Below are 14,845 nucleotides of genomic sequence, written 5' to 3' on the forward strand. Positions count from 1 at the left end.
GTCTCCTCTATCGTTTCCGGATGCAAAAAGGGCGCAACGGTTGTCGCGCCCCTTTGTTTTTCTATTGCAGGCGCCGCTCGCGACGCACGCGATCAGCCGAGTTCTTTGACCAGCTCCGGCACCACCGAGAACAGATCGCCGACGAGGCCGTAATCCGCCACGCTGAAGATGGGTGCTTCGGCGTCCTTGTTGATCGCGACGATCACCTTGCTGTCCTTCATGCCGGCCAAGTGCTGAATCGCGCCCGAGATGCCGACGGCCACGTACAACTGCGGCGCAACGATCTTGCCCGTCTGGCCCACTTGATAATCGTTCGGCACATAGCCCGCATCGACCGCTGCACGCGATGCGCCGAGCGCCGCACCGAGCTTGTCCGCGAGCGGCTCCAGCACTTGCGTGTAATTCTCGCCGCTGCCCAAGCCGCGCCCGCCCGACACGATGATGTTCGCGCTCGTCAGTTCCGGGCGGTCCAGCTTCGTCACTTCGCGATTGACGAACTGCGAGACGCCCGCATCGGCCGCTGCTTCGATCTTTTGGACCGATGCGCTGCCGCCTTCCGCCGCCACCGGATCGAAGCCCGTCGCGCGAACGGTGATGACCTTGATCGCATCAGCCGACTGGACGGTCGCTATCGCGTTGCCCGCGTAGATCGGACGCTCGAAAGTATCGGCGCTGACGACAGCCGTGATCTCGCTGATCTGCGCGACATCCAGATGCGCGGCGATACGCGGCGCGATGTTCTTGCCGTAAGCCGTCGCCGGCGCGACGATGTGCGAATAATCCTTCGCGATGTTCAGCACGGTGCCTTCGACGTTCTCCGCGAGTCCTTCCGCGAGTTGCGGCGCATCGGCCAGCAGCACCTTCGAAACGCCCGCGATCTTTGCCGCCTGATCCGCCGCGCCCTGCGCGTTCGAACCCGCGACGAGAATGTGAATATCGCCGCCCAGCTTGGCCGCTGCCGCGACCGTGTTCAACGTCGCCGCCTTGATCGACGCGTTGTCGTGTTCCGCAATTACGAGAGTCGTCACGTTAGATCACCTTCGCTTCGGTTTTCAGTTTCTCGACCAGCGTCTTGACGTCCGGCACCGTGACGCCCGCGCTGCGCTTCGGCGGCTCGGTGACCTTCAGCGTCTTCAGACGCGGCGCGACATCGACGCCGAGATCGGCGGGCGTCACGGTCGTCAGCGGCTTCTTCTTCGCCTTCATGATGTTCGGCAGCGTGACGTAGCGCGGCTCGTTCAGGCGCAGGTCCGTCGTCACGACTGCGGGCAGCTTGAGCGACAGCGTTTCCGCGCCGCCATCCACTTCACGCGCGACAGTCGCGCGGCCATCGGCGATCACGACTTTCGATGCGAACGTCGCCTGCGGCAGCCCTGCCAAAGCGGCGAGCATCTGACCGGTCTGGTTCGAATCGTCGTCAATGGCCTGCTTGCCGAGAATCACGAGTTCCGGCTTTTCCTGATCGACCAAAGCCTTGAGCAGCTTCGCCACTGCGAGCGGCTGCAACTCTTCTGACGTTTCAACGAGAATCGCCCGATCCGCGCCAATCGCCAGCGCCGTGCGCAGCGTTTCCTGACATTGCGTGACGCCACACGACACCGCGATCACTTCCGTTGCGACGCCCGCTTCCTTCAGACGCACCGCCTCTTCCACGGCGATCTCGTCGAACGGGTTCATCGACATCTTCACGTTGGCGAGTTCGACGCCCGTGTTGTCCGATTTCACCCGGACCTTCACGTTGTAGTCGACCACGCGCTTGACTGGCACCAGAATTTTCATCCACACGCTCCAAAGTTACGATTACGTCAACCCAGTCTCATTATACGAGCGGCCCGTTTGCGCTTCGGCCATCGACGAGCGAGCCGGGTCAGCGTGCAATACATTTGAGGCTACTTTAAAAGAACGGTCGTTCGCTTTCCATCCCAAAAAACCCGGAGGCGCTCGGAAACCTCACCAGGCCGCGATGACCGCGCCCGCGTACTTGCCCTCGATAAACTGCTTCACTTCCGGCGAATGATAGGCGGCCACGAGCTTGCCGACCCACGGCTTGTCCTTGTCGGCGGCGCGGATGGCGATGACGTTCGCGTACGGGCCGCGCGGATCTTCGATGGCGATGGCGTCGGACTTCGGCTTCAGGCCCGCTTCCATCGCGAAGTTCGTGTTGATGGCGGCGGCGTCGACATCGGCGAGCGAGCGCGGAATCTGCGCGGCATCCAGTTCGACGATCTTCAGCTTCTTCGGATTCTCGACGATATCGAGCGGCGTCGCCTTGAGGCCCGCATCGGCGCGCAGCTTCAGCAAGCCCTGTTTCTGCAGCAGCAGCAACGCGCGGCCGCCGTTGGTCGGATCGTTCGGGACGGCGATGCGCGCGCCGTTGCCCAGCTCGCTCAGCGACTTCACCTTCTTCGAATAGATGCCCATCGGAAACGTGACCGTATCGGCGACCTTGATGAGCTTGTAGCCGCGATCTTTCACCTGCGCGTCCAGATACGGCTGATGCTGGTAGCTGTTGGCGTCGAGATCGCCCGCCGCGAGCGCCGCGTTCGGCTGCACGTAGTCCGAGAACTCGACGACCGTGATCTTCAGCCCGTTTTTCGCGGCGACCTGCTTCACGACTTCCATGACTTGCGCGTGCGGGCCGCCCGTCACGCCGACCTTGATGGCGTTGTCGTCCGCGTGCGCGAGCGTGCTCATGAGCGATGCCGCGCCGAGCGCTGCGGCGAACTTCAGAATGAATCGACGTTGCATGTGCTGACCTTTTTTCGGTGGAATTATTTGTGGCTCAGACGGCGCACGAGCCAGTCGCCGAACGACTGCACGAGCTGCACGAACACGATGAGAATGACGACGACCGCCAGCATCACTTCCGGCAGGAACCGCTGATAACCGTAGCGGATGCCGAGATCGCCGAGACCGCCGCCGCCAATTGCGCCCGCCATCGCCGAATAGCCGACCAGCGAGACGAACGTGATGGTGAGTCCCGCGACGACGCCCGGCAGCGACTCCGGCAGCAGCACCTTGAAAACGATCTGACTCGTGGTCGCGCCCATGGCTTGCGCCGCTTCGATGAGACCGCGATCCACTTCGCGCAGCGCCGTTTCGACGAGCCGCGCGATGAACGGCGCCGCCGCGATGGTGAGCGGCACGACCGCCGCCGCCGTGCCGATCGACGAGCCGACGATGAGCCGCGTGAACGGAATGACCGCGACGAGCAGGATGATGAACGGCGTCGAGCGCACCGCATTGACGATGCCGCCGAGCACGCGGTTCACGGCCATGTTGCGCAGCACGCCGTCGCGGTCGGTCAGATAGAGCAGCACGCCGAGCGGCAGGCCCACCGCCGCGCCGACGAGTCCCGAGATGCCGACCATGATCAGCGTTTCCCAGAACGACTGCACGAACATGTCGAACATTTCACTCAACATGGGACAACTCCTCCACCACCACGCCTTGCGTGCGCAAATAAGCGATCGCCTCCGCGACCTTGACCGGCTGACCGCCCGCGAGAACGGCGAGCGATCCGAACGCCTGACCTTGAATCTCGTCGATCTGGCCGTGCAGAATGTTGAAGTCCAGTTCGTAGCGGCGGATGGTCTCGGAAAGAATCGGCTGATCGACGCCCGAGCCCGTGAACGCGAGCCGCAGCAAATGGCCGCTGCCGCTCTTCAGGCGCTCGGCGACGCGCGCCTTCAACGCGGGCGGCAGCTCGTGCGCGATGACATCACCAATGAGCGCGCGCGTGACTTCGTGATGCGGCTGCATGAAGACATCGACGACCTTGCCTTCCTCGACTACGCGTCCCGCATCCAGCACGGCCACGCGGTCGCAGACCTGCTTGATGACTTCCATCTGATGCGTGATGAGCACGATGGTGAGCCCCAGCTCGCGATTGATCTTGCGCAGCAGGTCGAGAATGGCGCGCGTGGTTTCGGGATCGAGCGCGGACGTGGCTTCGTCGGAAAGCAGCACTTTCGGATTGCTCGCGAGCGCCCGCGCGATGCCCACGCGCTGCTTCTGCCCGCCGCTGATCTGCGCCGGATACTTGTCCTTGTGCGTGGTGAGGCCGACGAGATCGAGCAGCGGCAGCACGGCCGCTTCGATTTCCGCGCGCTTCTTGCCCGCGAGTTCGAGTGGCAGCGCAACGTTGCCGTACACCGTGCGCGACGACAGCAGGTTGAAGTGCTGAAAGATCATGCCGATGTCGCGGCGCGCGGCGCGCAAGTCGTCGGGGCGCAGCGTCGTGAGATCGCGTCCGTCGACGATCACGTTGCCTTCGCTCGGCCGCGTCAGCAGATTGAGCGTGCGCACCAGCGTGCTCTTGCCCGCCCCGCTGCGCCCGATGATGCCGAACACTTCGCCGGCGGGAATCGTCAAGTTGACGTTGTGCAGCGCTTCGACCCAGCCGCGGGGTCCCGCGAAACGCTGGGAGAGGTTACGTATGTCGATCATGGAAACGCGACGCGGTGGCTGCGGGGAAGAAACCTGCGGTCCCGAAGTGAACTGCCGCGCGGCTCGTTGAAATTTCAAGGCAGCGATTTTACCGTGTCGGCCCGACTTCTCTTAATAATGGAAATTGATGCCGTCATTGCTACGTTTCATATGGTTCGCGTCAGTCCTGACCTCGTTCGATGACTGGCAACACATGATCCGACCAGGACGACGTGCTTTCTACGAGATGACCGCCGCGCTATGATTTGCCCGGTTATTAGGGAGTCTTAAATAATGAAGAAAAACGCTGCCTTCTCTCTGGCCGCCGTCGTACTTTCCGCTGCAGCGGCTGCGCCGGCTACAGCATTCGCGACGCAGGACGCTTATGTACAGCTGAACTGCACGGGCGGAACAAGCGGCACCTGCACCATATCGGCCAGGGGTGGTGGCCTCGCCTCGGGTTCAGCCACCGCGTTCCACTGGCGAGGGACAGATATTTCGGTAACTCCCACAGGCCCCTTGACGGCGACATTCTCGTGTCCGCCGCCCCCCATTCCGGGCCAGCCTCTGACTGGCTACATCACCGCCTTCACGGGTAGGGATGGGCAGACCGGAGAGATGGTCTTGAGCGCGTCCACATTTATTGCGTGCTCTATCGTAATAGCACCTTGATTAGCGAGAAGCACTCACTCACGAGGCGCAGCATCAAATTCCCGCCAATGCCCGCAAATGCGCGACGACGCTGCGCCCGAGCGCCGACAGGTTGTATCCACCCTCTAGACAACTGACGATGCGCCCTTCTGCATGCCGCTCGGCTACTGCGCGAATCTGCTCGGTGATCCACGCGTAATCGTCTTCGACGAGTCCCATGTTGCCGAGGTCGTCCTCACGGTGCGCGTCGAAACCGGCCGAGACGAACAGCATCTGCGGCTTGAAATCCTCCAGACGCGGCAGCCACATCATGTCGATCACTTCGCGCACCGCCATGCCCTTCGTGCGCGCGGGCAGCGGCACGTTCACCATGTTCGGCGCGTGGCTGTCCGCGCCGCTGAACGGATAGAACGGATGCTGGAAGAAACTGCACATCAGCACGCGCGAGTCGCCGGTGAAGGCGGCTTCGGTGCCATTGCCGTGATGCACGTCGAAGTCGATGACCGCAACGCGTTGCAGTCCGTGCACTTCCAGCGCATGACGCGCGGCGATCGCCACGTTGTTGAAGAGACAGAAGCCCATCGCGCGCGCCGGCTCCGCGTGATGGCCCGGCGGACGCACGCTGCAAAACGCGTTGTCGTAGCGGCCTTCGATAACGGCATCGGTCGCCGCGATGGCCGCGCCCGCCGCGCGCAACGCCGCGCGATACGACTGCGGACACATCGACGTGTCCGGGTCCAGTTCGCTGCGCCCCTGCTCCGGCGTGCGGCTCTTGATGTAGTCGATGTGCGCCTGCGTGTGCACGCGCGCCAGATCGGCTTCGTCGGCGAGCGGCGCTTCTTCGCGCTCGATCAGGGCGTCGATACGGCTCGCGATGAGTTGATCTTCGATTGCCTGAAGGCGCGCCGGGCATTCGGGATGCCATTGGCCGTTATCGTGCTGCAGGCAGTCGGGGTGGGTGTAGAAGCCGGTGGCCATGATGTCTCGCAGTGCCGCTGTCGTCGGCGCGTCTCGTCTTTTTTCGTCATACGCGATCCTGTGCCGCGCATTTGACGTTAAGTTACCACACCGTTCGAAACGGCCGTCCCGGCGGGTCTTGCCGAGCCGCATCGGCATTGCGCGCGCAGGGCGTCGGTTATACTGCCCCGACGCCCCGGCAGCCAGCGCCGACGGCACGTTGCAGGCCAATGCGCCCGGTCAAGAATCGTTGCGAGTAGCTGCACGCGACGGCAGAACATCCGGCATCGCCCTCAATCGCTCACCAAGCACACCATGACTTTTCAGTTTGCCTCGCTCGATTCCTCTCTCAAGCCGCTGACGCGCGCGTTCATCGCTTCCTTGCTGTGCGCAGTCGGCGGCGTCTGCGGCAACAGTGCGCTTGCGCAGTCGCAGCAGCCGCAGAGCGCGACGCCGCAAGGGCAAGTGTTCGAAGAAGAGATCGTGCCGCAGCGGTACGCGAACAACCCGAATGTCGAGGCGTTCATCAACGACATGGTCGCGCGCTATGACTTCGATCCCGCCGCGCTGCACGACCTCTTCAATCACGTGAGCTATTCCGCGACGGCGGTGAAGCTGGTGTTGCCGTCGCCTACGCCTTCGCTCAAGAACTGGCGCGCGTACCAGTCGCGTTTCATCGAGCCGATCCGCATCAACGCCGGCGTGAAGTTCTGGCGCGCGAATCAGGCCACGTTGCAGCGCGCGTCCGCGCAGTTCGGCGTGCCGCCGGAAGTGATCGTCGGGATCATCGGTGTGGAGACCATCTACGGCAAGTACATGGGCAATTTCCGCGCGCTCGACGCGCTGACCACGCTCACGTTCGACTACCCGAACACGCCGAACCGCGCCGAACGTCAGGCGACGTTCCGCAAGAATCTCGAAGACCTGCTCGTCTGGACGCGCGATTCGCAAATCGATCCGACGACCGTGCTCGGCTCGTACACCGGCGCGATCGGCATTCCGCAGTTTCTGCCGAGCAGCATCGTGCAGTACGCGGTGGACTTCGATGGCAACGGCCGCATCGACTTGCGCACGAGCCCGGCGGATGCCATCGGCAGTGTCGCGAATTATCTGAAGCAGAACGGCTGGGAGCCGGGCCGTCCGGTCGTGTGGCGCATTGCGGGCGATGAAGGCAGCCAGGGAATCGCGCAAGCCGCGGCCGACGGGCAGCCTGAGCCGCACTGGTCGCTCGCGCAGTTGACGAAGGCCGGCATGCTGCTGACCGAGCCGGCCCTTAACCTGAGCGCGGAAGCGGCCACGCCGCTGACCGTCGTCGACCTGCCGACGCCGGGCCGCGCGACCGAATACACGCTCGGGCTCAAGAACTTCTATGTGCTGACGCGCTACAACCGCAGCTTCTTTTACGCGCTCGCCGTGTATCAGTTGGGCGAGGCCGTCAAGGCGCGCATGGCGGCGGGCGACGCGTCGCAGTAAGCTCGCTTCTCATCGGCGGTCCGCCGTGCCAAGCGGACCGCGATATGAGTGCGCTCAGGCGGGAAAGACGCCCGTCGACAGATAACGGTCGCCGCGGTCGCAGACGATGAACACAATGGTCGCGTTCTCGAGCTGACGCGCAACGCGCAGCGCGACCTCGCACGCGCCGCCCGACGAAATGCCGGCGAAGATGCCTTCCACCGACGCGAGCCGCCGCGCCATCGCCTCGGCTGCCGCCTGACTCACGTTCTCCACGCGATCCACGCGGCTGCGATCGAAAATCTTCGGCAAGTACGCTTCCGGCCATTTGCGGATGCCCGGAATGCGCGAGCCCTCTTCTGGCTGCGCGCCGATGATCTCGATCTTCTCGTTCTTCTCCTTCAGATACTGCGACACGCCCATGATCGTGCCGGTGGTGCCCATCGACGAGACGAAATGCGTGATGCGTCCTTCGGTCTGCCGCCACAGTTCCGGGCCGGTGGTTTCGTAGTGCGCGAGCGGATTGTCCGGATTCGCGAACTGATCGAGGATGATGCCGCGACCGTCGCGCTGCATCTGATCGGCGAGATCGCGCGCGTACTCCATGCCGCCCGTGACCGGCGTGAGAATGATTTGCGCGCCGTACGCGCCCATGCTCTGACGACGCTCGATTGACAGGTCCTCCGGCATGATCAGCACCATCTTGTAGCCGCGCACGGCTGCTGCCATCGCGAGCGCAATGCCGGTGTTGCCGCTCGTCGCCTCGATCAGCGTGTCGCCCGGCTTGATGCGGCCGCGCTCTTCAGCTTTCCTGATCATCGACAGCGCCGGGCGGTCTTTCACCGAGCCGGCCGGGTTATTGCCTTCGAGCTTGCCGAGCACGACGTTGTTGCGGCTGCGGATTTCATCGTCCACCACGCGGACGAGTTGCACGAGCGGCGTATTGCCGATCGTGTCTTCGATAGTCATGTAAGCCATAGCGGACCGGATTCGGGTTCGACGGAACGACTGCGCATGCTGGGTGCGCGCGTTCGCCGGAATATGGATATGGGAGTCCACTGATTGTAGCCCACCGCTTCCCCCGATGCGCCTCGCCCCTCCTGCGCAGATGGCTACGCGAGCGGCCGAGCGCGCATCTTTCGTCATGCAAAAAACCCGCGGCGAGGCAAACCGCGGGAGCCCAAACATCCAAAGGCTGAAGGAGCGAAGAAACCCGTTGCAGCGCGCGGCGCGGCCGCCGACAAGCCGCGCCGCGCGCCCTACCGCTTACTTCTTGACGACCACAGGCTTGGACGCCTGCGACGACAGCACAGGCGTCGCGCTGACGCCATTGGCGCCGGTGGCACCGGTGGCGCCGGTGGCGCCGGTGGCCGCAGGAGTGCCCGCGGCCGCCGTCTTCGATGCCGTGCCGATGGTCAGGCCTTCGGCCGTGAGCCGTTGCACCGTCTTGCCGCCCATGCCCTTTACGCGCGAGCTGAGATCGGCCGCATCCTTGAAGGGGCCGTGCGCCTGACGTTCATCGAGAATGGCTTTCGCCTTCGCCGGACCGATGCCCTTGATGCCGCGTAAGGCATCGGCATTGGCGGTGTTGACATCGACCGCTGCGAGCGCCGAACCGATGGACAGCGTGAGCGCGAGCGCAACGAGGGTCGAAAGGGCTTGCTTGAACATACTGAGTCTCCAGAAGAACCGGCCGGCGAACAGTGCCGACCGCGAGACCCAGTGTAGAGAGACTTCGAACGCGTTTATAGCTGGCCGAATAGCCAACGCACGTAGCGGTCGACGCCTTCCTGAACGGTGAGAAACGGCGCTTCGTAACCGGCTGCGCGCAGGCGCGTCTGGTCCGCTTGCGTGAAGCACTGGTACTTGCCGCGCAGCGCGTCAGGAAACGGAACGTACTCGATCAGCCCGCGCTGCACGAGTTCAGCGAGCGACAGCGGCGCTTCGCCGTCGATCGCGCGAAGCGAGTTGACGACCGTCGACGCGATGTCGTTAAACGGCTGCGCGCGCCCCGTGCCGAGATTGAAGATGCCCGACTTCTCCGGGTGATCGAGGAAGTGCAGATTGACCTTCACCACGTCTTCCACGGACACGAAATCGCGCGTCTGCTCGCCCGCCGCATAGCCGTTGTATTCGCCGAAGAGCTTGACCTTGCCTTCCGCGCGGAACTGGTTGAAGTTGTGGAACGCGACCGACGCCATGCGCCCCTTGTGCGTCTCGCGCGGCCCGTACACGTTGAAATAGCGGAAGCCGACGATCTGACTGCCCGCCTTCGGCAAGACCTGGCGCACGACCTGGTCGAAGAGGAACTTCGAGTAGCCGTACACGTTGAGCGGCTTTTCGACTTCGCGTTCCTCGACGAAGCGGCTCGACCCGCCGTAGGTCGCCGCCGACGACGCGTACAGAAACTGCGCGCCCTGCGCGAGACAGATGTCCATCACGTCCCGGCTGTACCGGAAGTTGTTGTCCATCATGTAGCGGCCGTCGGTTTCCATCGTGTCGGAGCAGGCACCTTCGTGGAACACCGCGCGCACCTTGCCGAAGTCCCCGCGCCGGAAGCGCTCGACGAACTCCGTCTTGTCGAGGTAATCGTCGATCTCGCAATCGACGAGATTCCTGAACTTGTCGGCGCGCGTGAGGTTGTCCACCGCGATCACGCGATGCTCGCCGCGCTCGTTGAGCGCCTTGACGATATTGCTGCCGATGAAGCCGGCCGCCCCGGTAACGATGAAAGTCATGTGAGATCAGGCGAAGAGTTCGTTGTAGTCGACGGTCGCCGTGCCGAGCTTGCCCACGACAATGCCGGCCGCGCGATTCGCATACACGATCGAATCGACGAGCGGCACGCCTGCGCCGAGCATCGTCGCGACCGTTGCGATGACGGTGTCGCCCGCGCCCGACACATCATACACTTCGCGCGCTTCCGCCGAATTGTGCAGCACCTGGTTCTCCGTGAAGAGCGTCATGCCCTCTTCCGAGCGCGTGAGCAACAGCGCGCCGAGATCCAGATCCGCGCGCAGCTTCGTCACGCGCTCGTGCAGGTCTTCCTCGGACTTCCAGTGGCCGATCACTTCGCGCAGCTCGGCGCGATTCGGCGTGATGAGCGTCGCGCCGCGATAACGCTCCCAGTCGTCGCCCTTCGGATCGACGAGCACGGGTTTGCCGGCCTCGCGCGCGTCGGCGATCATCTTCGTGACGTGCGTGAGACCGCCCTTCGCGTAGTCCGACATCAGAATGACGTCGTGCTGCGGCAGCAGTTCGGTGAAGCGTTCGAGGCACGCGCGCAGCACTTCGTGATTCGGCGTGTTCTCGAAGTCGACGCGCAGCAGTTGCTGCTGACGCGACAACACGCGCAGCTTGATGGTCGTGAGCAGTTCCGGGTCGCGCGCGAGGTGCGCGGCGACCCGGCTCTCGCCGAGCAACTCGACGATGCGCTCGCCCGGCTCGTCATGCCCCACGACGCACAGCAGACCCGCCTGTGCGCCGAGCGCCGCCGCGTTGCGCGCGACGTTCGCCGCCCCGCCCAGGCGATCCTCCTTCTTCTGCACGTGCACGACCGGCACGGGCGCCTCGGGCGAGATGCGGTTCACATCGCCGAACCAGTAGCGGTCGAGCATGACATCGCCGACCACCAGCACGCGCGCCGCGGAAATGCGGGCGCGCGGCACTACTGGGATATTCGCCGGGCTATTGCCGGCTTCCATTGCCGTCGAGTTCGACATGGGGACGTCCTATTGCAAAATAATCGATGCCTAGTTCAGCCATCGCTTCCGGTTCATACAAATTGCGGCCGTCGAAGATAACCGGCATCTTCAGCTCGCTCTTCAAGTGCCCGAAGTCCGGGCTCTTGAATTCCTTCCATTCGGTCACGATGACAAGCGCGTCCGCGCCCGTCAAGGCTTCCTGCTGCGTTTGCACGAAGTGCAGACGCTCCATGTCCTCGCGGCGGCTTTCGAGATCGAGCGCGAATACGCGCTGCGCTTCGGCCATGGCGACAGGATCGTACGCCCGCACCGTCGCGCCGCGTTCGAGCAGCGACGCGATCAGACGCCGGCTCGACGCCTCGCGCATGTCGTCGGTATTCGGCTTGAATGCAAGGCCCCACACGGCGAACGTGCGGCCGCGCAGGTCCTCGCCCATGCGCTTGACGATCTTGTTGACGAGCACTTCCTTCTGGGCGTTGTTGACCGCTTCGACCGATTCCAGAATCTGCAGCCGATGTCCGTTTTCGCGCGCCGTCTGCACGAGCGCCTGCACGTCCTTCGGGAAGCAGGAGCCGCCGTAGCCGCAACCCGCATACAGGAAGTGATAGCCGATGCGCGGGTCCGAGCCAATGCCGCGACGCACGGATTCGATGTCCGCGCCGACCGCATCCGCCAGATTCGACAGATCGTTCATGAACGAAATGCGCGTGGCGAGCATCGCGTTGGCCGCGTACTTCGTGAACTCGGCGGAGCGCACGTCCATGTAGAGCGTGCGTTCGTGATTGCGGTTGAACGGCGCGTAGAGGCGCTTCATCATTTCGCGCGCGCGGTTGCCGGCCTGATCGTCGTCGATGCCGATCACGATGCGGTCCGGGCGCATGAAGTCGTCGACCGCGGCGCCTTCCTTCAGGAATTCGGGATTCGATACGACGGAAAAGCCGTGCTTGTCCGCGACATCGATCCCGCGAGCCTTCAACTCTTCTTCCACGACGCGCCTGACTTGCAGCGCCGTGCCGACCGGCACCGTCGATTTGTCGACGATCACCTTGAAGCCGTTCGAATAGCGTCCGATGTTGCGCGCAGCCGCGAGCACATACTGCAAATCGGCCGAGCCGTCTTCGTCGGGCGGCGTGCCGACCGCGATGAACTGCACGTCGCCGTGCTCGACGCTCGCCTTCACGTCGGTGGAGAACTGGATGCGCCCTGCTGCCCGGGTGCGCTTGAGCATTTCCTGAAGGCCCGGCTCGTGAATCGGCACGCCGCCGTTATTGAGGATCTCGATCTTGCGCGGATCGACGTCGACACAAAACACGTCATTGCCGATTTCAGCGAGGCAAGCACCGGTCACAAGACCGACGTAACCCGTACCAACGATGGTAACTTTCATAGCTCTCCGTGGGTTTCTAAGATAGCGGCGATGATGATGAGCGCGAAAACACCGCGCTCGCGATGGTGTGCGAACTCAGGCCGAACTCGTGATCGGTTCGACGCGTCGTGGCGCGTAAGTCTCCCAGCCGCTGCAGCCGGGGCACTGCCAATAAAACAGGCGCGCGCGGAATCCACACGTTTGACATGTATACCGCGGCAAATTCTTGGTGCGTTGCTTGACGAGCGTGCGCATGAGTTGCAGTTCGCCCCGGCGCGGCTCCTCGGCGGTCGCTTCCTGCGCTTCGAGCAGGCGCGTCATGCCCGCGAGATTCGGGGCGATCTCCATTTGCCTGCGCACGAGCGCGTGAGCTGCATCGAGACCGCGCAGTTCCTGGACATGCTTGTACGCGACATCCAGCAGATCGTTCGACGGATAGCGCGTCGCGTAGTCGATCAGCAAGTCGACGCCGTCTTCCTTGCGCCCGAGCGCGGCGTACGCCTTCATCAGCTTCTCGGCGACGAGCGGCAAATACGCTTCGTTCTGCGCCTCGACGCGCTTCCAGACGGCGATCGCGGCTTCGACGTTTCCGGCAGCGGCTTCGGCGTCGCCCGAGAGAATCGTGGCGCGGACGTTGTCCGGATTCGACGCCAGCGCGAGCTTGAGTTCGGCGCGCGCATCGTCCAGATTCTTGCGCTGCAACGCTTCCTGCGCGAGTTCGCAATGGAAATGCGCGATTTCCATATGCAGCGACGGCGCGCCCATCTTCTCGATGCGCTCGGCCGTGGTGATGGATTTCGGCCAGTCCTTCTCGATCTCGTAAATGGTGAGCAGCGCACGTTGCGCACCGAGCGAATATTCGCCGGCTTCCAGCGACCGAAACGTTTCCTCCGCGCGATCCAAGAGGCCCGCTTTCAGAAAGTCCTGCCCCAGTTCATACAGCGCGTGATCGCGTTCGGCAACCGGCAGGTCCGCGCGGCTCAACAGGTTCTGATGCACGCGAATCGCGCGGTCCGTCTCGCCGCGCCGCCGAAACAGATTGCCGAGCGCGAAGTGTAGCTCGATGGTTTCAGGGTCCAGCTTGGCGACTTCGATGAACGCGTCGATCGCCTTGTCGTGTTGCTCGTTGAGCAGGAAATTCAGGCCGCGAAAGTACGAGCGCGGCAAGTTCGCATTCTCGGATAACAGCGTTTTCAGGTCGTAGCGGGATGCCATCCAGCCTAGCGCGAAAGCGACCGGGATGACGAGCAGCCACCAGAAGTCTAGATCCATGCGAATGTTCGGTGAGTCGGTTAGGTGTCTGCTTCGGGCGAATCAAGCGCAAGCGCCCCCGCCCGGACGATGCGTGTGTCAGATGAGCGGCGGCATCGGCGGTTCTTCTTTGACCAGCGGCGTTTCCCGTGCGGCGCGCACGTCGCGCTTCAATCGCCCGTTTTCGATCCGCAAGCGCAGCATCGCCGGCACAGCCGAAACGAGCCCGGCGACCAGGCCTACTGCGAAGAACGCCAGGCCGATCAGGATCAGCGGCGCCTGCCAGGCGTAGCCTGCGAGGAAATTCAGCGTCGCCGGCTGCGTGTTGGCGAGCGCCAGCACGAGCAACAACACGAAGACCAGAACGCGGATCAGCCAGACTATGAATTTCATGAACGTCTCGCAATGGCGGTGCATCTCGCGGCCGTCGCTTCGCCGTTCGGCCTACGTGATTACCCGAGTCAAAGTGACCGGTATTGTAATGGATGCGTTTGCTTCGAAGCACCGGCGCGGCCCATGCCTCCGACGAAATGGCTGAGCTATGTGCGTTACCGAACGCGAGGCGCGGCGCGCGGCGCGTCGGGGCGAAAAAAAAGCACCCGCAGGGGGTGCTTTTCTGGTCGATTGCCTCATGGCCGGACGTCGCCGCAAATCACTTGCGCGCACGCGCACGCAACGATTCGTAGCGATGCGCGCCGATCAGAGATCGTCCGCATCGTCGTCATTCGACGCCTTCAGCGGCTCGCCTGCGCGGCCATCGACGCGTTCGCGCAATTCCTTGCCCGGCTTGAAATGCGGCACGAATTTCTCCGGCACCAGCACTTTTTCACCCGACTTGGGATTGCGCCCGACGCGCGACGGACGACGGTTGAGCCCGAAGCTGCCGAAGCCGCGAATTTCGATGCGATGACCGTTGGCAAGCGCCTCCGACATCGCATCGAGCATCGTCTTGACCGCGAAATCCGCATCCTTGAGGACAAGTTGCGGAAATCGCGAGGCCAACTGGGCGACCAATTCCGATTTGGTCATACTGCAG

Annotated in this window: 15 protein-coding genes; 1 reads left to right on the forward strand and 14 read right to left on the reverse strand. The window is 63.4% G+C overall.

The genetic code is table 11. From position 1 onward, the window contains the following. Positions 1–92 precede the first annotated feature (92 nt). From NCR35_RS11495 to NCR35_RS11520, 6 genes are all read right to left on the reverse strand, one after another. On the reverse strand, positions 93–1,028 hold the full coding sequence (locus NCR35_RS11495; protein ID WP_250534440.1) for an electron transfer flavoprotein subunit alpha/FixB family protein: 936 nt from the start codon (positions 1,026–1,028) through the stop codon (positions 93–95). A 1-nt stretch (position 1,029) separates the two neighbouring features. After that, complete coding sequence (locus NCR35_RS11500) at positions 1,030–1,779, reverse strand: electron transfer flavoprotein subunit beta/FixA family protein (protein WP_244846971.1); 750 nt, start codon at positions 1,777–1,779, stop codon at positions 1,030–1,032. A 171-nt stretch (positions 1,780–1,950) separates the two neighbouring features. Beyond that, positions 1,951–2,748 (reverse strand): MetQ/NlpA family ABC transporter substrate-binding protein, encoded by a 798-nt coding sequence (locus NCR35_RS11505; RefSeq protein WP_250534441.1) that lies wholly within the window; start codon positions 2,746–2,748, stop codon positions 1,951–1,953. Positions 2,749–2,771: 23 nt separating this feature from the next. Then, positions 2,772–3,425 carry a methionine ABC transporter permease gene (locus NCR35_RS11510; RefSeq protein ID WP_175944601.1) on the reverse strand — a complete coding sequence of 218 codons (654 nt, stop codon included), beginning with the start codon at positions 3,423–3,425 and terminating at the stop codon, positions 2,772–2,774. Next, positions 3,415–4,449: a methionine ABC transporter ATP-binding protein gene (locus tag NCR35_RS11515; protein ID WP_248320294.1), complete on the reverse strand. Its 1,035-nt coding sequence runs from the start codon at positions 4,447–4,449 to the stop codon at positions 3,415–3,417. The genes NCR35_RS11510 and NCR35_RS11515 overlap by 11 nt, the downstream gene beginning before the upstream one ends. A 684-nt stretch (positions 4,450–5,133) precedes the next feature. Beyond that, positions 5,134–6,057 (reverse strand): histone deacetylase family protein, encoded by a 924-nt coding sequence (locus NCR35_RS11520; RefSeq protein WP_250534442.1) that lies wholly within the window; start codon positions 6,055–6,057, stop codon positions 5,134–5,136. Positions 6,058–6,351: 294 nt separating this feature from the next. Between NCR35_RS11520 and mltB the strand changes: the two genes are divergently transcribed. Further along, positions 6,352–7,509, forward strand: coding sequence for a lytic murein transglycosylase B (mltB, locus tag NCR35_RS11525; RefSeq protein ID WP_250534443.1), 1,158 nt, complete (start codon positions 6,352–6,354; stop codon positions 7,507–7,509). A 54-nt stretch (positions 7,510–7,563) separates the two neighbouring features. On the opposite strand, the gene cysM is transcribed toward mltB, so the two are convergent. From cysM to NCR35_RS11565, 8 genes are all read right to left on the reverse strand, one after another. After that, a complete protein-coding gene (cysM, locus tag NCR35_RS11530; protein ID WP_244846976.1) occupies positions 7,564–8,466 on the reverse strand; it encodes a cysteine synthase CysM in 903 nt (300 codons plus the stop codon). A gap of 288 nt (positions 8,467–8,754) precedes the next feature. Beyond that, positions 8,755–9,159, reverse strand: a complete 405-nt coding sequence (locus tag NCR35_RS11535) for a ComEA family DNA-binding protein (protein WP_250534444.1) — start codon at positions 9,157–9,159, stop codon at positions 8,755–8,757. Between the two features lie 74 nt (positions 9,160–9,233). Next, on the reverse strand, positions 9,234–10,226 hold the full coding sequence (gene rfaD / locus NCR35_RS11540; protein WP_250534445.1) for an ADP-glyceromanno-heptose 6-epimerase: 993 nt from the start codon (positions 10,224–10,226) through the stop codon (positions 9,234–9,236). A 6-nt stretch (positions 10,227–10,232) separates the two neighbouring features. Beyond that, positions 10,233–11,210: a D-glycero-beta-D-manno-heptose-7-phosphate kinase gene (rfaE1, locus tag NCR35_RS11545; protein WP_250534446.1), complete on the reverse strand. Its 978-nt coding sequence runs from the start codon at positions 11,208–11,210 to the stop codon at positions 10,233–10,235. Next, complete coding sequence (locus NCR35_RS11550) at positions 11,176–12,579, reverse strand: UDP-glucose dehydrogenase family protein (protein WP_250534447.1); 1,404 nt, start codon at positions 12,577–12,579, stop codon at positions 11,176–11,178. The genes rfaE1 and NCR35_RS11550 overlap by 35 nt, the downstream gene beginning before the upstream one ends. Before the next feature lie 75 nt (positions 12,580–12,654). Further along, a complete protein-coding gene (gene lapB / locus NCR35_RS11555; RefSeq protein ID WP_244846981.1) occupies positions 12,655–13,830 on the reverse strand; it encodes a lipopolysaccharide assembly protein LapB in 1,176 nt (391 codons plus the stop codon). 78 nt (positions 13,831–13,908) lie between these two features. After that, the gene (locus NCR35_RS11560; protein WP_250534717.1) at positions 13,909–14,202 is read right to left on the reverse strand and encodes a LapA family protein; all 294 of its coding nucleotides are present in this window, start codon (positions 14,200–14,202) and stop codon (positions 13,909–13,911) included. A gap of 306 nt (positions 14,203–14,508) precedes the next feature. Continuing rightward, positions 14,509–14,838, reverse strand: a complete 330-nt coding sequence (locus tag NCR35_RS11565) for an integration host factor subunit beta (protein WP_008342376.1) — start codon at positions 14,836–14,838, stop codon at positions 14,509–14,511. Positions 14,839–14,845: the final 7 nt, after the last annotated feature.

Source organism: Caballeronia sp. AZ10_KS36 (genome assembly GCF_023631105.1).
Lineage (GTDB): Bacteria > Pseudomonadota > Gammaproteobacteria > Burkholderiales > Burkholderiaceae > Caballeronia.